Below are 19,262 nucleotides of genomic sequence, written 5' to 3' on the forward strand. Positions count from 1 at the left end.
GCAAGGCACCGGGAAACACCAGGTGCCTTGCCTGTTATTATCAGCGTTGTTTTTTCTGCGCCTGCCACAGAGCCAGCACACTCAGGAACACTGTTGCCATCAGGTAAAAACCAGGGGCAAAGTGAGACCCAGTAGTGCGAATCAGCAGCGTACAAATGAACGGCGCAAACCCACCAAAGACCGTGACGGCAACGTTATAGCTTACCGCCATGCCGCTGGCCCGCGTGCTGATGGGGAAAATATCCGCCATCATTGAGGGAATCGTCGAGAAGTAGACCGATTTCAGCAGTGCCATCCAGCCCACTAATAATATCAACGACCAGGCAGTGACATCCCGGCTCATTAACCAGAATGCCGGAAGAATGGTGAAGCCCAGAAGCCCCAATGCACTCCATAACAGGCGTACACGCCCAAAACGCTCGGCTGCCAGCCCGGCAATCGGCGTAACTACGGTGAGGATAATCCCGGCGACCAGTGTGGCGGTATACGCAGTTGACGCTGGCAGCCCCAAAGTGCGGGTTGCCCATGTTGGCACATAGTTGAGCATGTAGTTAATGGCGGTAGAGACCACCATCAGCCCAATAGCCACTGCGATAAGGCGTTTTTGCCTGCCAAAGAGCGCCCGCACCGGGTGTGCGCTTTTCTCCGCCTGGGCATAACGTTGCGGTTCATGCACATGGCGGCGAATGTATAACCCAATCGGGCCAATGATTAACCCAAATGCGAAAGGAATACGCCAGCCCCACGCCATAAGCTGGTCCGTGGACAGGCACTGAGCCAGCCCCAAACCAAATGCCGAGGCCAGTAACGTGCTTGCGCCCTGGGTGGCAAACTGCCAGCTGGCAATAAACGCTTTGCGCTCCGGGAAGTGCTCAACCAGAAATGCCGTAGAACTGCCGAATTCACCACCGGCAGAAAAGCCCTGAATCAGCCGGGCGACCAAAATCAGCAGAGGTGCTGCCAGGCCAATGGTCTGGTAGCCGGGCATAAAAGTAATTATCGCCCCGCCCAGCATCATCAGGTTGATGGACAACAAAAGCGAGGCTTTGCGGCCATGTTTGTCTGCATACGCACCCAGCACAATGGCCCCTAATGGGCGGATTAAGAACGCCACACCAAAGCTGCCAAATGTCAGTAACAATGACACTGACGGGTCGGTTACCGGGAAAAAAGCATGAGCAATATAACTGGCAAAAAAGCCGTATACCGCAATATCAAACCACTCCAGCGCATTACCAATACAGGTGGCAAATAAGGTTTTGTACAGGCTGGGGCGCACGCTAATAGTGCCGTTCTCACGGGCAATACTGGTCATCGCGCACCTCCGGCCTGGTACTGGCGGTGAGCATCAAGCAGAGCATTGCCGTTTTCGCCCAGCTCCCAGAACAGATGCGTCATAATCGCCAGGCCTTCACGGGCGACAGAAACCGGCAAATGTTCGTCTGGCGCATGCTGCCCACAAGCCGGGTAAGAGTGAGGAACCCACAAGGTGGGCAACCCGAGGATCCCGGCGAACACATCGTTTGGCAGGGATCCGCCCAGGTTGGGCAATAACGCCGGTTTTTTCCCCGTGGTGTGTTCCATCGCACTCAGCGCCCAGTTCACCAGAGGGTCACAGGGGTCGAAGCGGGTTGCCGGGGTTCCCCGCACCTCACTGATTTCCACCATGGAAAAACCGCAGGCGTCCAGGTAAGCACGCACATGGGAGGCCAGATTTTCCCAGTCCGTTCCCACCACAAAGCGTAACTGGCAAACTGCAGTGGCCTGGCCGGGAATCGCGTTCATGGGTTGTGCCGGGTTCCCGGTCAGAAAAGCCAGCACTTCAAGAGTATTCCAGCCGAACAGTTTTTCTGCCGCGCTTAAACCGGGTTCGCCCCAGTTAGCGTCGGTCTGCGGGTCGCCCGGGTTACCGGCAGGAGTGACATCCGCAAGAATAGCTTTGAGCGAATCCGTTAAAGCGGGTGGTTTCAGGCCTGCAACCTGAATCGCCCCCTGGCCGTTCACCAGGCAGGAAATAGCATTAGCCAGTTGGGTGCCCGGGTTGCTGAGCAGCCCACCCCAGTTGCCAGAATGGTAGTCTTTCGCACGGGCGTTAATACTCAGACGAAAGTTGATACACCCGCGGGACCCTAAAAAAAGTGTCGGCCGTTCTGCGTTAAGGCGAGGGCCATCGGACGCGATAAACAAGTCGGCGTTAATGCGGTCTTTCAACTGACTGCACACTTGCGCCAGCCCCGGGGAGCTAATCTCTTCCCCCATTTCACACAACCACACGCAGTTAAAACCAAGTCGCCCTTCACGGGCACGCCACACCTGTTCCAGTGCAGCCAGGTTAACGCTGTGCTGGCCTTTGTTATCTGCACTCCCGCGCCCGTACCATTTACCGTCTTTTTCGACTAACTGCCAGGGCGACAACCCTTCACTCCACCGGGCATCATCACCAAAAACCACATCACCATGGCCGTAACACATTACGCTGGGGAGTGACGGGTCTTCCTCGCGTACCGCCAGTAAAAATGGCCGGGCCGGGTTAACCGGGTTAGGGATGATTTCTGTAGTGAAGCCCATCTGCGTGAAAGCAGGAATAAAAGCGTCATCATAATAACGGCGCAGTTGCTCATCGCGGTCTGTTCGCTGGCTCTCACTAGCAATTGCCACACGCTCTGCCAGCAGTGCTTTGAAATGCCCGCTGTCGAACCAGTCCAGTGCCTGGTTAACCACCTGTTGTGTTTTCATGTTGTGTACCCTGTCCGGTATCAGCCCACTGCATTTGCGCAGGCTGTTGTTGTTGTCTTTTCGTTCTAAACCAGACCAGAGCATTGCCACAATAATAATAATTGCAATTATGCATTGCCTTTTTTATAACGCTAATATGCACACTTTTGGCGCACTGGCAGGAACCACGATGTTAAATAATGAGTTACGCTACTTTTTGGCTGTTGCCACCACGGGTTCATTGAGCCAGGCCAGCCAGCAACTGTATGTGGCGAGCTCGGCAATCAGCCGCCAGATCCACAAGCTGGAAAGCCGTATGGGCGTCACACTGTTTCAGCGCCATGCGCGGGGAATGGTCCTGACGGATGCCGGGCAAATACTGGCGAACCATGTACGCAAAAGCCTGCGCGATATGGATAACGCGGTGGCAGAAATTCAGGGCCTGAAAGCCGTGCGCAAGGCGCTGGTCCGCCTGGCCTGTACCGATGGCATGGCGTTTGATTTATTTCCCGGGTTGATAGCCCGTTTTCGCCGCCACTACCCCAGTGTGAGTTTTGATTTACAGGTGGGCACAGCGCAGGCTGTTGCCGAATGGGTGCGTAAAGGCACCTGTGATGCGGCCTGCCAGTTCAGCCTGGCGCCAGAACGTGATGTGGATATTGTGACGACCTGGCCGGCACCGGTATTGTTGCTGTTACACCCGGGTCACCCCCTGGCGCAGCAGGACAAAATTGCCATCAGTGACTTACAGGATTACCCCGTAGCATTGCCAGAACCCGGCACGACCATTCGCCAACTGTTTGACCTTTCCTGCCGCCTGGCCGGAACATTTCTGGAACCGGCACTGAGCTGCAATAATTTCGCGACACTTTATGGTGCGACACGCCAGTTACCCGGTGCAGTAACGGTATGCAGCCATTTCAGTGTGTTGTGGCGTGCAGAACAAGATGGAATGGTGTTAAAACCCATCGACAGCCCCACATTAAGCCAGCGCACCCTGCAGTTACAAACCCCGGCAAGCCAGAACCGCTCAGCCGCCCTGAATCTGTTTTTAGAAGAGACGGTGGCAACACTTACTCAGGCACATCACAGCCATTTTCCTCCGGCAAGCCATGCCCCGAAATAACTCAGAATTGCGCCAGCTCAGTGCACCCGTTGCGGGCATTGCACCAAAATCACTCACAGAATACAGGGGAAATAATGCTCAAAGGCGAGCGTTATCCATCTGTTTTTAAAGGTTTTTAAAAATATCAGCCAGACTGGCACCATTCTTGCCTTGCTAAGCAGGCAGGGGTGACAAGCGGGTAACCGGTGTCGCCAGACAATCTGGAAATGGATCACTAGGGTTCCGGTCTTTTGACGCAGGTCCGAGAGTGATCGACCGCCCTCTGGCGGTTACACGGCGGGATAAAAGCCCGGGAGGATAAGCGACCATTACGCGCCGCCCTCCTGCTTTTATTTACTCCAACGTCAGAGGAAATTTCATGCTCACAGCCTGTAAACGCGCCCTGCTCCTGGTCACGCTCGCCCTGTTCACCACAGGCGCACTCGCCGCCACACCAACCTTTAAACTGTGCTGGTCCATTTACGCGGGCTGGATGCCGTGGGATTACGCTCAACAAAGCGGCATCCTGAAAAAATGGGCAGATAAATACCATATCAATATCAAATTCGTGCAGGTCAACGACTACATTGAATCCGTTAACCAGTACACCGCTGGCGGGTTTGATGGCTGCACCATGACCAATATGGATGCCCTGACTATTCCGGCCGCAGGCGGTGTGGACAGCACTGCACTGATTGTCGGGGATTACTCCAACGGTAACGATGGCATTCTGTCGAAAACCGCTAAATCCATTAAAGACCTGAAAGGCCAGGACATTAACCTGGTGCAGTTGTCGGTTTCCCATTACTTGCTGGCCCGTGCCCTGCAACAATCCGGCATGAGTGAAAAAGACATCAAAGTCGTGAACACTTCTGATGCCGATATCGTCTCTGCATTCACCACGCCAGAAGTTAAGTCTATTGTCACCTGGAACCCGTTACTGGCAGAAGCCGCCAAACAACCGGGCGCCAAATCACTGTTCACCTCAGCCCAGATCCCGGGCGAAATTCTCGACTTGTTGGTGGTGAATTCTGCCACCCTGAAAAAACACCCTGAGCTGGGTAAAGCGCTGGTGGGGGCCTGGTTTGAAACGCTGAAAACCATGGAAGGCGACAGTGCCACGGCGAAAGCGGCTCGTACCCAAATGGCAACGGCTTCCGGTACTGATCTGGCCGGGTTTGATGCCCAACTGGCCGATACCTGGTTGTTCGACACACCGAAAAAAGCACTGGACTTCACCACCAGCCCGCAGTTGAAAACCACCATGCAAAAAGTGGCCGAGTTCTCTTTCGCCCACGGCCTGTTAGGCGATGCAGCGCCTTCTGCAGATGTGGTGGGTGTTGCGACACCGGCTGGCAACTGGGGTAACCCGGGCAACATCAAACTGCGCTTTGACGATGAATTTATTCGCATGGCTGCCAGTAACCAACTGTAACCCGGAGGTGCCCAATGCAAAAGATCATTAACTACCAACCCCAGCCGATGAATCGCCTGCTGCTGGGCACCCTGCCACTACTGGTGGTGCTGGTTGTCTACCTGGTCGCGTCTGATGCGCGGCTGGCCGCCAACAGCGCCGACAAGTTACTCCCCGGTTTTAATGCCATGGGTGACGCCATTATGCGCATGGCGTTTACCCCCAGCCCACGCACCGGGGAATACCTGTTATGGGCCGACACCAGTGCCAGCCTGGCTCGCCTGCTGATGGGCACAGCGCTCAGCGCCCTGCTCGCGCTGGTCTTTGGGTTGTTCTGTGGCGCGCTGCCAGTGGTTCGTGCGTTTCTTTCACCGTTAATCACCGTGATTGCGCTGGTGCCACCACTGGCAATTCTGCCCATTCTGTTTATTTGTTTCGGCCTGGGGGAGCTGGCAAAAGTCGTGCTGATTATTATCGGCATCACGCCGTTTATTGTGCGTGACCTGCAACTGCACGTGATGTCGATTCCTGAGGAACAGTTAGTGAAAGCCCAAACACTCGGCGGGCATTCCGGGCAGATTTTGTTGCGCGTGGTATTGCCGCAATTACTACCACGGCTGATGGATTCTGTGCGCCTGTCACTGAGTTCAGCCTGGTTATTTTTGATTGCCGCAGAAGCCATTTCCGCAACAGACGGTTTGGGTTACCGCATCTTCCTGATGCGCCGTTATATGGCAATGGATGTGATTTTGCCTTATGTCGCCTGGATAACACTGCTGGCGTTTGCGCTCGACTTCGCCCTGCGCTTTATCAACCGCCGCTGTTTCCCCTGGTACTACGCAAAATAACCCCCGGCCACTTAAGGAACTGTTATGCCGTTAATTGAACTGAAAAACCTTGAGAAACACTACGACGGGCAGGTCGTGCTGGAACGGCTGAATGTCAGTGTTGATGAAGGCGAGTTTGTGTCCATTGTCGGGGCATCTGGTTGCGGTAAAACCACCTTTTTAAAAATGCTGTTGGGCACGGAATCCCCAAGCAAAGGCGAATTACTGCTGGCAGGGAAACCGCTGGCGAAAGAGCCGGATGCCAACCGTGGCGTGGTTTTTCAGCGCTACTCGGTATTCCCGCACCTGACCGTTCTGGGCAATGTCATGCTGGGGGAAGAATTCAGTGAATCCCGCTGGCTTGGCAAAGTCTTTGGCCGCCGCCGTGCTGCCATTCGTGAACGGGCGCGCAACATGCTCAACCAGGTTGGGTTACTGGCGGCACAAGACAAATACCCTCACCAGCTTTCTGGTGGGATGCAGCAACGCCTGGCTCTGGCACAGGCGCTTATCAAACAACCGCGTATTTTATTGCTTGATGAACCTTTTGGGGCGCTGGACCCGGGCATTCGGGCAGAAATGCACACGCTGATAAGCGAGCTATGGACCCGGCATCAGCTCACCATTTTCATGATAACCCACGACCTCAAAGAGGGGTTCTCACTGGGTTCACGCCTGTGGGTGTTCGATAAAGTGCGCCACGACCCACACGCCCCCGATGCCTTTGGCGCAAGCATTACTTACGACATCCCGCTGGATCGTTCTCCGGCGGGCTCTCCTGCTGCCGGGCCAGCTCCGCTGGTTAACCGTGCAGCCTGATACACCTGGATGGAGATAACCATGACAACCCTGAACTACCACACGGTTTTGCCTGCGGGCAGCCACTGGTCACTGGTGATGCGCCGTGGTACGGCACTCACCCTGACCGACATCGACGGCGGGGCAAACGCAGCCGTGCTGTTTTACAACCCGGAGAACTTACTGGAGCGGTATAACGCACCAGATACGCTGAAATGCCAGCATACGTTCCGCCTTGGCCGCGGCCACTGCCTCTATTCCGATATGGGGAGAATCTTCTGCGCCATAGAAGAAGACAGTTTTGGCTGGCACGACACAGTCTGCGGCAACAGCAACGCCGCCCTGGTTGCTGAGCGCTTCGGTGCGCTGAATTACCAGACCGCCCACAATGAACGCCACCAGAATGGCTACGACAGCTTCCTGGTTGAGCTGGCGAAATACGGCCTGGGGAAACGCGATATGGCCGCCAATATCAACTTTTTCACCCAGGTAACGGCGGGCGCAGACGGCACTTTACACCAGGGGCCGCACAGCAAGCCGGGTAGCGAAGTACGCCTGCGTTTTGCCATGGACACACTGGTACTGCTGCATACCTGCCCACACCCGTTGCATGCAGGCGGCGATTACCCGCGCGCTTCTCTGGGGATCACCCTTGATGGTGAGCGCAAACCACTGGCAGAGCACTGCCTGGTACGGGAAGAGAACCAGCGCGGCCTGCGCAATAACCAACTCTATTACCTGAGCGAAGGAGTCTGAACATGTTGCAAACCAGCCCACGAGTAACCAGCGATGCACTGTACCGCATGGCTGTACCGGCCGGTGATTACTGGCTGTACCGGATGGAAGCCGGGCAAGTTTTACGGATTACGGACCTGGAAGGCAACCAGGCCGCCGACACCCTGTTTTTTAACGCCGACGACACTGCCGAACGCTACAGCGTAACCGACACACTGCGCGGCCAGGGGAACCTGTTTCTGACAACTGCCAGTGTGTTGCGATCCAATGAAGACCGCCCGATGCTGACCATTGTTGCTGATACCTGCGGCCGCCATGACACCCTGGGTGGCGCCTGTGCTACCGAAAGTAACACTGTGCGTTACGACCTGGAAAAACGCCATATGCACGCCTGCCGTGATTCCTGGATGCTGGCGGTTGCCGAACACCCGGAATACGGGCTGACCCGGCGAGACATCACCCATAACATCAACTTTTTTATGAATGTCCCCGTTACTGAACAGGGTGACCTGACGTTTGCCGATGGCATTTCCGCACCCGGAAAATACGTTGAACTGGAAGCACACATGAATGTACTGGTGCTGATTTCCAACTGCCCACAACTTAACAACCCCTGCAACGGTTATCACCCCACTCCTGTTGAAGTCGCGGTCTGGTAAGGTTGGGCGCTGCGGGACGACCCGCAAGGACGCGCCAGGATTGAAGCAGGACGACCTGCATAGCCTGAGGCCAGTGATTTATGTTAACCCGAATTCTTATTGCCAACCGTGGCGCAATCGCGGTGCGAATTATCCGTACCCTGAAACAGATGGGTATTACCGCCATCGCGGTGTATGCCGAAGCAGATAAGCATGCAGGCCATGTGCGCCTGGCCGATGAAGCCTGGTCGCTGGGTGATGGCAACGTCCGTGAAACTTACCTTAACCAGGAAAAGCTCTTTGCCATTATCCGTGAAAGTGGCGCCCAGGCGGTGCATCCGGGTTATGGTTTTTTAAGTGAAAATGCCGAATTTGTTGCCGCCTGCGCAGCCTCCGGTGTGCAGTTCCTTGGCCCCACCACCGAGCAAATGGCCGCCTTTGGCCTGAAACACCGGGCGCGCGAACTGGCGCAACAGCAGCAGGTTCCGCTGTTGCCCGGCAGTGCATTGCTGACGAACTGTGACGCCGCACTCCAGTCAGCGCTGGAAATTGGCTACCCGGTTATGCTGAAAAGCACCGCTGGTGGTGGTGGTATCGGTATGCAGCGCTGCAATGACGCCAGTGAACTGCAGGCCGCCTTTGAACGGGTAAAACGCCTGGCAGGCAATAACTTTGCCGATGACGGTGTTTTCCTGGAGAAATTTATTGCCCGGGCGCGCCATATTGAAGTACAGGTATTTGGCGATGGCCAGGGCAATGTACTGGCGCTGGGTGAGCGTGACTGTTCCGCACAACGGCGTAACCAGAAAGTTATTGAAGAAACCCCGGCGCCGCACCTGAGCGAACCAACACGCCAGGCACTCCAGCAGACCGCCATCCGCCTGTGCCAGGCCGTGAAATACCGCAGTGCCGGTACTGTAGAATATGTCTACGACGCCGAAGCAGACCGTTTCTATTTTCTGGAAGTGAACACCCGCCTGCAGGTAGAACATGGCGTGACTGAAATGGTGTTTGGCGTGGATATTGTGCGCTGGATGGTGGAACTGGCACAGGGAACACTCGCGCCATTAAGCAGCCTGAAAACCCAACCCCATGGTCATGCCATCCAGGTGCGCCTGTATGCCGAAAACCCGGCAAAAGATTACCAGCCCGTTGCCGGGTTATTAAGCGATGTCAGCTTCCCCACTTCGGTTTCTGGCGCAACGCTACGCATCGACCACGGGATTGCGACCGGCACCGAGGTTTCTCCGCTGTACGACCCAATGCTGGCAAAAGTCATTACCCATGCGCCAGACCGCGACACTGCGCTGAACGCTCTGAACACCGCCCTGGCGGATACCCGGTTATATGGCATTGAAACCAATCTGGCGTGGTTGCAGCATATTCTTCAGCAGCCTGCCGTGCGTGACGGGCGCATGCTGACTTCCACGCTGAGCCAAATCCACTGGCAACCCAACACGCTGGATGTACTAAGTGGCGGAACGTTGACCACAATTCAGGATATGCCGGGCCGGACAGGCTACTGGCATGTGGGCGTTCCCCCATCCGGCCCTTACGATTCACGTTCATTTCGCCTGGCAAATACCTTACTGGGGAATGCCCCGGATGCCGCCGGGCTGGAAATCACCCTGCGCGGACCGGTGTTGAAATTTAACCAGCCCTGCTCCGTTGTACTGACAGGGGCAACTCTCGATGCCACACTGGACGGCACCCCCGTGTTGATGGGTGAAGTAACCCGCGTCGGACGTGGCCAAACCCTGAGCCTGGGGGCAATTAACGGCGCGGGTTGCCGCAGTTACCTGGCGGTTGCCGGTGGCCTGGATTGCCCGTATTACCTGGGTAGCCGCAGCACGTTTACCTTAGGTAAATTTGGCGGGCACGCCGGGCGGGCACTCCGTACCGGAGATGTGCTGCACCTGGCCGCCCCCGCAGTGCGAAGTAACGCGACACCAACAGATATTGCCATGCCAGAACTCAGCAACAACTGGCAATTAAGGGTGATTTATGGCCCGCATGGCGCGCCCGAATTCTTTACCCCGGACGACATTGCCGCGTTTTTTGCCGCACGCTGGCAGGTGCACTATAACTCCAGCCGTACCGGTATTCGCCTGATTGGCCCGAAACCAAACTGGGCAAGACCGGATGGCGGTGAAGCGGGTATGCACCCGTCAAACATTCATGACAATGCTTATGCTTTTGGCTCCGTCGATTTCACCGGTGATATGCCGGTTATCCTTGGCCCGGACGGCCCTTCATTAGGTGGGTTTGTCTGCCCGGCAACGGTTATAGATGCAGATTTATGGATGCTCGGGCAACTTAAAGCCGGGGACAGCGTGCAGTTTGTACCGGTGACACTGAGCACGGCAGATGCACTGAGCGGAGTTGGCGCAATGCCCACCGGGCAAGAAGCCAGCCCCGACGCACTGCCTTCCCCCATATTGCTGCAGGACCCGGCACGCGACGGTATGCCAGAATTAACCCTGCGGGCAGCAGGTGACCGCTTTTTACTGGTGGAATATGGTGAGCAACGCCTGGACATTACCCTGCGTTTTCGTGTCCATGCCCTGATGCAGGAACTGGAAAATGCGCCACTTGCCGGGCAACTGGAGTTAACACCGGGTATTCGCTCGTTGCAGATTCACTTCGACCCGCACAAGTTACCGCGCGACAGGCTGATCAACGCCATTACAGCCGCAGACGCAAAACTGGGCGACCTGCGCGACGGGCGCGTACCTTCGCGCACCCTGTGGTTACCTTTAAGCTGGAATGACGAAGCCTGCCAGAAGGCCATCGATCACTACACCCAGTCTGTTCGCCCAGGTGCCCCCTGGTGCCCAAGCAATATTGAGTTTATCCGGCGCATCAACGGCCTGAAGCATATTGATGAGGTGAAAGACATTGTGTTCAACGCCCGTTACCTGGTGATGGGGCTGGGGGATGTGTATCTCGGTGCTCCGGTTGCCACCCCACTGGATCCACGCCACCGCCTGGTGACCACTAAATATAACCCTGCCCGCACCTGGACGGCGGAAAACTCGGTGGGTATCGGCGGCGCTTATATGTGTGTGTACGGCATGGAAGGCCCGGGGGGCTACCAGTTTGTTGGCCGCACAATTCAAATGTGGAACCGCGACCGGCAAACACGCGAGTTTACCCAACCCTGGCTGCTGCGCTTCTTTGACCAAATCCGTTTTTACCCGGTCAGCCACGATGAACTGATGCAGTTGCGCGAACGCTTCCCCTGGGGGGAAGTACCGCTGCGTATCGAAGAAGGTGAATTCAGCCTGGCGGAATACCAGCAATGGCTGGCAAGTGAAGCCCAGAGCATTGAAGACTTCCAGGCGGTACGTCAGGCCGCTTTCGATGACGAACTGGCTCGCTGGCGGGCTGACGGACAGTTCACCTATGTTGCCGAAGAAGCTCCAGCGATGGCAGACGATGATGCAATACCGGAAGCCTGTTATGGCGTGGAAAGCCAGGTGGCAGGCAGCATCTGGCAGTGGATGGTTAGCGAAGGCGACAGCATTGAGACCGGCCAGGTGATTGGCCTGCTGGAATCCATGAAGATGGAGATCCCGGTGGTTTCCCCGGTACAGGGTAAGGTTCGTAAAGTGCAGCGCCAACAGGGCCAGCGGGTGGATGCCGGGCAATTACTTGCCATTATTGAACCTGAGGACTGTTAACTGGAAGGTGTTCCCGCCAGGCTGCAACAGCGCAAACCTGGTGGGAACATACAGCAACTACCGCGGGCAGGATGCAGCCGGCGTATTCTGCGGCTGGCGGCATGCCCACAGCGTGCTCTCTACGGCCTGGTGCCATTCCTGCCAGCGCACCTGCAGGCGCTCATGGCGCGCCATATCTGGCTGGAACGCAATGTGCTCCGGCAAAAATGCCCGCAGTTCCTGGGTTGCCAGGTTAAGCAGGGCTTTCCTTGCCATCAAGGACACACCCATTGCCGATAACTCCGCAATATTGCTGCGCATAACCGGGCACCCGAGTAAATCCGCCTGGTATTGCATTAACCAGTCATTTTTAGTCGGCCCGCCATCCACCATCAACGTATGCAGTTGGAAGCCCGGGCACTGTTGCATGGCATCAATCACATCTGCCACCTGGTAAGCGATAGATTCCAGGGCCGCCCGAATCAGGTGTGCTCGTTTAACCCCGCGGGATAAACCCTGAATCAACCCACGCGCCCGGTCATTCCACCAGGGTGCGCCCAGGCCCGTCAGCGCTGGCACAAAATAAACACCGAGCGTTGAATCCACCGTTGAAGGTAAGTGGTTTAATGCGTCGCGCACCTCCTCTGCCGGTAACTCACTTAACCCGGTACTTTCGGCCATCCAGGTCACCGCATCCCCGGTATGGGGAATATTCCCTTCCAGGGCATAAACCCGCTGGCTGCCATCATGCCAGGCAACAGTGGTTGCCAGGCAGGCCACATCTGCACCGGGCTGGTTAACCGGCGCCATCACGGATGAACCCGTACCGTAGGTGGCTTTCACACGCCCGGGCTCGCCCAGAGTATGAGCAAACAGTGCAGCATGGGAATCACCCGCCATAGCCAGAATGGGAATGCCGTCAGGTAATACACCCGGACAGAGGGTATAACCAAACAGCCCACTGGAAGGCTTCACTTCCGGTAAAGCGCCACGCGGAATCGAAAAAATACTCAGTAACTCGTCATCCCACGCTGCGGTATGCACATTGAAAAGCTGGGTACGGGAAGCATTGGACTCATCGCAACAAAATGCCTGCCCGCCAGTAAAATGCCACAACAGCCAGCTATCTACTGTGCCCAGACAAATCTCTCCCCGGGCTGCACGCTGTTCGCCATCCGGTACTGACTGGAGCAACCAACGCATTTTAGAACCAGAGAACAGTGGGGCGACAGGCAGCCCGGTCAGTTCCCTGATTCGCGCTTCCAGCCCGTTATCCCGCAGGCTGTGGCAAAACCCGGCACTGCGCGAACACTGCCAGGTAATCGCCGGGCCAATGGCTTTGCCGGTTGCCCGCTCCCAGCCCAGTGCAGTTTCTCGCTGGTTGCTGATAGCCAGAGCTGCAACATTCTCACTACCGACCGCCTGGCAAACCTGGGATACAACATCGAACGATGCCTCAATCAATAATGCACCTGATTGTTGTACCCAGCCTTCATGGGGGGTTTCGATGCTCAGCGCGCGCGACGCGCTGGCAACAATCTTCCCCTGTGCATCAATCGCAATTGCTTTGGTATTGGTGGTCCCTTCATCCAGTGCAATGATGACACCCTTATTCACCGACATGATGCGTCTCCAAATCAAATGAATACCGGCACGCCTGGTTATTGATGCAGGTAAGTATTCACACCCAGATAGCGGGTGAACGCCTCCACCAGTACTGCACTGCTTGATGAGTGGTTCATCGCAACATGGTGTTCAAAGCCCTGGCGGCAAATCCAGGCCAGCAACGTTTCAAGGTGAGGAACCTGAATAACTGCGCGGCACCCTGGGGTATCAAGTGGGTCATTCACTGATTGCGCTTCACCCACATAGGCTTTCACTTCACCAGTCAGGTCATCGGTGCTCAACCGGAAGTAGGTCAGTGGGCCCGCTTTCAGGCGGCCATGAACGGCACCGCAGGTATTCTCCTTCCCTACAGTGGTGCCAATGATATCGGCGGTGCCCATTTTGGGTGATTCCAGGCTGGCTGCAGCGAAATTGCCGCAGTGAAACAGGACACATTTATCCCGGTCTTCGCCGAAGTTGTTATTCCAGTCTGCAATAGAAGCCGGGTTGAGGTTACAACTGGCAAGGGCATACATAGACAACGCGCCCATCACATCCACTTCGCAGGCTGAGGGCATCAGTTGCCCGGACATCACACTCATAATAGAACATACGTTGATGCCGAGATTTTCCTGGAGTGATGTCCAGCACTGAATGGCGGTGGTATCAATATCGTTTGCTGTGGTCCATTCGCTGATCACGACAAACAGTTTTGCCATGGTGAGCATTTTATCTGCCGGGATGGCACTGGCATCGGCGTTATCAAGCAGGATACGGCGTTTTTCATCAACGCGAATATCGTCATCACGCAGTTGCCCAATACGGGTGAAGACTTCTGACAAATCGAGGGTTTCAACCGCGATCCCCATACGTTCCAGTAATTTTTCACTATAACGCACGGTGTTAAAGCCAGCCGGGCGGGCGCCAATCGCGCCGACGCGCACATTACGCATTGCCGAAACTACCCGGCAGACCTGTTCAAACTGGCGCAGGTCACGGGCGAATACCTCACCATCCAGCGCGCAGACATGCTGCGTAGTCAGCGTAAAGGGAATGTTGTACTGGCGCAGGTTATTACAGAGTGAGATTTTCCCGCAGAAGCTGTCACGGCGGGTTGCCAGCCCCATTTTATCCAGATTATCTTCCTGCGCCTGGACAAGCACCGGTACATTCAGGCCCGACAAACGAATAGCTTCAGCGATTGCTTTTTCATCACCGAAGTTAGGCAACAACACGACTATGCCCTGAATCGTGTCTTTGTGCGCTTTAAGTAATTCAGCGCACACTTTCGCATCCTGGCGGGTTTCAACGCCGCCTAATTCAGTTTGCGTGTCGTCCAGCATCACGGTGCTGATACCGAGGCGCGCAAACAGCGCCACCGCCTGTTCGCGAGCTTCTGCCACCAGGTAGCTGGGGAAAAACCCCCGGTTACCAATGATAACGCCCATCGTAATTTGTTGTGCAATTCGGGACATAGCTTTCTCCAGTAAGAGTTCTGTTCGGGGCATGCGCCCACTTGTTATTGTTTTAGCGCTGCTGTGCCAGCAGAGCGGTGGCATGGCGCACGATACCCGCCGCGTCAATTTCATGGTAGGCACGCGTGGCTTTGCGGTCTGCCGCAATCGCGTACTGGCCATCTTTAATTCCCAGGCGGCGCAGCGGTATTGCACAACCACCTTCGGCCAGTACTTCAGCCACCAGGCTGCCCACGCCGCCATTGATGTTGTGCTCTTCAGCACTGACAACAGCCTTGCAGGAACGCAGTATCTTCAGTAATTGTTGTGTATCACATGGGCGAACAGACGGAATACTGACGACACAGGCATGAATCCCCTGTTCCGCCAGGTGCGCTGCCGCCTCAACGATTTCATAGACTGTGGAACCCATAGCAACCAGCGCGATATCGGTGCCTTCCTGCAGCACATCAATGCGTCCTGGCTCGAACTGGTAGCTGTCATCGTGTAATTCCGGCAATGCCTTACCATCCAGGCGAATATAAACCGGGCCTACATGCGCCAGCGCATAATCGATAATCTGCCTGCATTCCCGTGGGCTTGATGGTGCATAAATCTCAATATTTCCGAAACCCCGCAGAACAGCGATATCATCAATACTGTGATGTGTGCTGGCTAATGGCCCGTAACTTGCCCCGGCATTCAGGCCGAACAGTTTCACATTGGTGTTGTTGTAACAAACATCCACCTTTATTTGTTCGTTAGCGCGCGAGATAAGAAATGGTGCAGCATTGCAGGTGGCGGCAACTTTCCCCCCCAGTGCCAGCCCTGCGGCGGCACCCACCAGCGTTTGTTCTGCGATGCCAACATTCACCAGGCGCCCCGGGAATTTTTGAATAAAAGGCGCAATTTTTGCCGTCGAGGTTGAATCTGCCACAACCGGCACCAGGTCTACCCCCCGGTCAACGGCGTCAATAAAGGCGTTAACCATTACCGTGGCTAAATGTTCACTATTACTCATCTTTTAACTCCTCAAGTGCCAGTTGGATCTCTTCGCCTTTTGGTACACGGTGGTGCCATTCAGCCCGGCCCTGAATAAAAGAAATCCCGGCACCTTTCGTGGTATTAGCAATAACGACATGGGGTTTGCCTTCTGGCTTTAATCCTTCCAGAGTCGCGACAACATCAGCCATGTCATTCCCCTGGCACGAAGTCACAGCCATGCCAAAGGCACGCCATTTCTCATCCAGCGGGTCGGTATTCATGATTTCTTTGGTTGAACCTGCGAGCTGCAGGTTATTTTTGTCATTGATGATAATCAGGTTATCCAGCCCGTAATGAGCCGCCACCAGCGCCGCTTCCCAGTTACTGCCTTCCGCCAGTTCGCCATCACCAGTAACGACAAATACCCGGCGCGGGCTGTGGCTGCGTTTGGCAGCTAACGCCAGGCCCACCGCAACGGGTAAACCGTGGCCCAGCGCACCGGTATTCAGTTCCACACCCGGCGTTTTATGGCGTACCGGGTGCCCTGGTAAATGTGAATCGGCGTGCTGGTAAGTTGCCAGCCAGTCAACCGGGATAAATCCGGCTTCCGCCAGAACACAGTAATAGCCACCAACCGCATGCCCTTTCGACTGGATATAAATATCCCGCGTCTCGCTGTCTTGCTGTGAGGGTGAACAGTTAAGAATGCGGAAATACAGCGCAGTCAGTAATTCCACCTGGGAAAGGTCTGCACCTGTATGGCCACCAGCCGGGCTTTCTGCATTCAACACAATGATTCGGCGGCGAATCGCCCGGGCCTTTTTCTCCAGCGCATCTACAGAGAGCTTAAAGGGGTTCATATCTGTACCTCGTGAATTTTTAGTCTTTATGGAATATTTATTCAAGGAAGATATAAAAAAGACGGTTTTCCCCGAACATATCCGTAAGACTTAAGTGAGAATGCCATTGAATATATATTCATACATGACTTAATATTCAATAACAGCGTATGCCGCTTGCTGGCATTTGTCTATCCACCAGCACGCGAAAGTTAGCAAAAAGAGAAAATGATCACATTTGAAAACGGGCCCGTTTTGGACAACGGCTTGTTATCTATGCAGCAATGAATAAAAATACCATCAAGTAAATCAAGGGGAATGCCATGTCGAAGCAGGATGATCAGCGTCTGCTGGTAAAAATCGCGACGCTTTATTACAGCGAGAATAAAAAGCAATCTGAGATTGCCTCTTTGCTGCACCTGTCGCAATCCTTTGTCTCGCGCGCCCTGACGCGCTGCCAGAAGGAAGGCCTGGTGAAAATCACCGTAGTTCAGCCCACCAATATTTTTGTTGAGCTGGAAAAATCCCTTGAGCAGAAATACGCCCTGAGCCAGGCCATTATTGTCGATGCAGGTGAAGAGGCCACCGCCGCTCAAATTAAGCATGCCATTGGTAGCGCTGCCGCGCACTATGTAGAAACCCGTATTCGCCCGGAAGATATGGTGGGCATTTCTTCCTGGAGCAGCACCATTCGTTGCATGGTTGATGAAATGCACCCGCAAAGTGTTCGCGCTCAGGGGGTTATTCAGCTACTTGGGGGCGTAGGGCCAAATGGCAATGTTCAGGCAACTATCCTGACCCAGCAACTTGCTGCGCATCTCTCCTGCCCCGCCTGGTTACTGCCTTCTCAAAGTATTGAGCATTCAGTGGAAGAGCGGGCACGGTTGATGAGCAGCCCCGATGTCGCCGCAGCCGTGAGTAAATTTTCTGCCGTTGATATCGCCATTGTTGGCATTGGCGAACTGGAACCCTCGCAGTTATTGAAAAACTCCGGAAACTATTACAACGAAGAAATGCTCCAGTTACTGGCTGCGCGCGGGGCCGTGGGGGATATCTGCCTGCACTACTACGATGCCGATGGCAAGCCAGTACTGTCACCAGAGGAAGACCCGGTGATTGGCATGGAACTGAACCAGGTGCATGCCTGTAAACATGTGATTGCGCTGGCTGGAGGGCCAGAAAAATGCCATGCCATTCGTGGTGCATTACGCGGGCAGTACATTGACGTACTGATAACCGATTTTGCCACAGCCAGAGCGCTCTGGCAGGCCTGATAACCGGCCTGCTGCCCTTCCCCGGGGCGGCGGGCGGCCAAAACAACCACTCTATCAATCTGTTTTAATTCATAAAAAATCAAAAACCTGCCTGCCTTAACGGCATTAATGCCAGCGTCTGGTAATCCCCGGATCGTGATCCTTTTCTCTTTTTAAGAAATTCGCGCTGTAAGTCAGTAGACAGTTTTTAAACGGCGAATTATGGTTACCTTGAATAATAAATCATTATTGAATATATATTCAATGTGGAGATAAAGATGAAACTGACCCTACGTACTACCCTGATTATGGCTGCTCTGATTGGCGCTTCAGGCCTGGCTCACGCTGCAGATAAAGGCCTTATCGCCATTATTACCCCTTCTCACGACAACCCCTTCTTCAAGGCTGAAGCAGATGGTGCGGCGGAAAAAGCCAAAGCACTGGGTTACACCACCCTGGTTGCCTCTCATGATGATGATGTAAATAAACAAAACCAGTTAATTGAAACCGCTATTGCCCGTAAGGCCAAAGCCATCATTCTGGATAATGCCGGGGCAGATGCCACTATTGGGCCGCTTGAGAAAGCAAAAGCGGCAGGCGTTCCGGCATTTCTTATTGACCGGGAAGTAAATAAAACTGGCGTAGCCGTTGCCCAAATTGTTTCCAATAACTACCAGGGCGCGCAGTTAGGTGCAGAGAAATTCGCCAAACTGCTTAATGGTAAAGGCGAATATGTTGAGCTGCTCGGCCGTGAATCGGATACCAATGCCCACGTCCGTTCCCAGGGTTACCATGACGTGCTGGATGATTACCCGGACATGAAGATGGTGGCACAACAAAGTGCTAACTGGAGCCAGACAGAGGCCTTCACTCGCATGGAATCCATTCTGCAAACCAACCCCAATATTGTGGGTGTGATTTCCGGTAACGACACCATGGCGCTGGGTGCTGAAGCGGCACTGAAAGCAGCCGGGAAAACGAATGTCATCGTAGTTGGGTTTGATGGCAGCGACTATGTGCGCGACTCCATTGTCAATAATGGCAATATCAAAGCAACCGTGCTGCAACCTGGCTGGCAGCAGGCACAAATGGCTGTTTCACAGGCCGACTATTACCTCACTCATGGCAAAGCGGAAAAAACAGAAAAGCAATTGATGGACTGCGTTCTGATTGATTCCTCTAATGCGAAAAAACTCAGTTTATTCAACCTGAGCAAATAACCGGGTGGAGGTT

Annotated in this window: 15 protein-coding genes and 1 riboswitch; of the genes, 9 read left to right on the forward strand and 6 right to left on the reverse strand. The window is 54.7% G+C overall.

The features are described 5' to 3' along the window. Window positions 1–40: 40 nt before the first annotated feature. Window positions 41–1,315, reverse strand: a complete 1,275-nt coding sequence (locus tag DT73_RS14900) for an MFS transporter (protein WP_036110485.1) — start codon at window positions 1,313–1,315, stop codon at window positions 41–43. Next, window positions 1,312–2,736, reverse strand: coding sequence for a M20 family metallopeptidase (locus DT73_RS14905; protein ID WP_036110487.1), 1,425 nt, complete (start codon window positions 2,734–2,736; stop codon window positions 1,312–1,314). Before DT73_RS14905 ends, DT73_RS14900 begins: the two co-directional genes overlap by 4 nt. A 169-nt stretch (window positions 2,737–2,905) precedes the next feature. Here DT73_RS14905 and DT73_RS14910 point away from each other — a divergent pair, with 169 nt between their 5' ends. From DT73_RS14910 to uca, 7 genes are all read left to right on the forward strand, one after another. Next, window positions 2,906–3,841 (forward strand): LysR family transcriptional regulator, encoded by a 936-nt coding sequence (locus tag DT73_RS14910; protein WP_036110871.1) that lies wholly within the window; start codon window positions 2,906–2,908, stop codon window positions 3,839–3,841. Between the two features lie 203 nt (window positions 3,842–4,044). Further along, window positions 4,045–4,139, forward strand: a riboswitch (guanidine-I (ykkC/yxkD leader). Between the two features lie 60 nt (window positions 4,140–4,199). Continuing rightward, window positions 4,200–5,255, forward strand: coding sequence for a putative urea ABC transporter substrate-binding protein (locus DT73_RS14915; protein ID WP_036110490.1), 1,056 nt, complete (start codon window positions 4,200–4,202; stop codon window positions 5,253–5,255). Window positions 5,256–5,269: 14 nt separating this feature from the next. Then, window positions 5,270–6,082, forward strand: a complete 813-nt coding sequence (locus tag DT73_RS14920; protein ID WP_036110493.1) for an ABC transporter permease — start codon at window positions 5,270–5,272, stop codon at window positions 6,080–6,082. A gap of 24 nt (window positions 6,083–6,106) precedes the next feature. Continuing rightward, a complete protein-coding gene (locus DT73_RS14925; RefSeq protein WP_036110514.1) occupies window positions 6,107–6,880 on the forward strand; it encodes an ATP-binding cassette domain-containing protein in 774 nt (257 codons plus the stop codon). A gap of 21 nt (window positions 6,881–6,901) precedes the next feature. Next, window positions 6,902–7,615 (forward strand): urea amidolyase associated protein UAAP1, encoded by a 714-nt coding sequence (locus DT73_RS14930; protein WP_235234510.1) that lies wholly within the window; start codon window positions 6,902–6,904, stop codon window positions 7,613–7,615. Between the two features lie 2 nt (window positions 7,616–7,617). Next, window positions 7,618–8,253, forward strand: coding sequence for an urea amidolyase associated protein UAAP2 (locus tag DT73_RS14935; RefSeq protein ID WP_036110519.1), 636 nt, complete (start codon window positions 7,618–7,620; stop codon window positions 8,251–8,253). A gap of 80 nt (window positions 8,254–8,333) precedes the next feature. Then, the gene (uca, locus tag DT73_RS14940; protein WP_036110523.1) at window positions 8,334–11,915 is read left to right on the forward strand and encodes an urea carboxylase; all 3,582 of its coding nucleotides are present in this window, start codon (window positions 8,334–8,336) and stop codon (window positions 11,913–11,915) included. Between the two features lie 57 nt (window positions 11,916–11,972). On the opposite strand, the gene DT73_RS14945 is transcribed toward uca, so the two are convergent. The 4 genes from DT73_RS14945 to DT73_RS14960 are packed head-to-tail and all read right to left on the reverse strand — an operon-like array spanning window position 11,973 to window position 16,797. Then, window positions 11,973–13,520 (reverse strand): FGGY family carbohydrate kinase, encoded by a 1,548-nt coding sequence (locus DT73_RS14945; RefSeq protein ID WP_369792624.1) that lies wholly within the window; start codon window positions 13,518–13,520, stop codon window positions 11,973–11,975. A gap of 35 nt (window positions 13,521–13,555) precedes the next feature. Further along, window positions 13,556–14,974: an L-fucose/L-arabinose isomerase family protein gene (locus DT73_RS14950; protein ID WP_036110525.1), complete on the reverse strand. Its 1,419-nt coding sequence runs from the start codon at window positions 14,972–14,974 to the stop codon at window positions 13,556–13,558. A gap of 52 nt (window positions 14,975–15,026) precedes the next feature. Then, complete coding sequence (locus DT73_RS14955; protein WP_036110528.1) at window positions 15,027–15,974, reverse strand: transketolase family protein; 948 nt, start codon at window positions 15,972–15,974, stop codon at window positions 15,027–15,029. Further along, window positions 15,967–16,797 (reverse strand): transketolase, encoded by an 831-nt coding sequence (locus DT73_RS14960; RefSeq protein WP_036110531.1) that lies wholly within the window; start codon window positions 16,795–16,797, stop codon window positions 15,967–15,969. Before DT73_RS14960 ends, DT73_RS14955 begins: the two co-directional genes overlap by 8 nt. Window positions 16,798–17,099: 302 nt before the next feature. Here DT73_RS14960 and DT73_RS14965 point away from each other — a divergent pair, with 302 nt between their 5' ends. Together DT73_RS14965 and DT73_RS14970 are read left to right on the forward strand one after the other, a co-directional pair. Then, entirely contained in the window at window positions 17,100–18,050 is a 951-nt protein-coding gene (locus DT73_RS14965; RefSeq protein ID WP_036110534.1) for a sugar-binding transcriptional regulator, read from the forward strand. Window positions 18,051–18,307: 257 nt separating this feature from the next. Beyond that, window positions 18,308–19,249, forward strand: a complete 942-nt coding sequence (locus DT73_RS14970) for a D-ribose ABC transporter substrate-binding protein (RefSeq protein ID WP_036110537.1) — start codon at window positions 18,308–18,310, stop codon at window positions 19,247–19,249. The last annotated feature ends 13 nt before the right edge of the window (window positions 19,250–19,262 follow it).

The organism is Mangrovibacter sp. MFB070, assembly GCF_000705335.1.
Taxonomy (GTDB): Bacteria; Pseudomonadota; Gammaproteobacteria; order Enterobacterales; family Enterobacteriaceae; genus Mangrovibacter; species Mangrovibacter plantisponsor.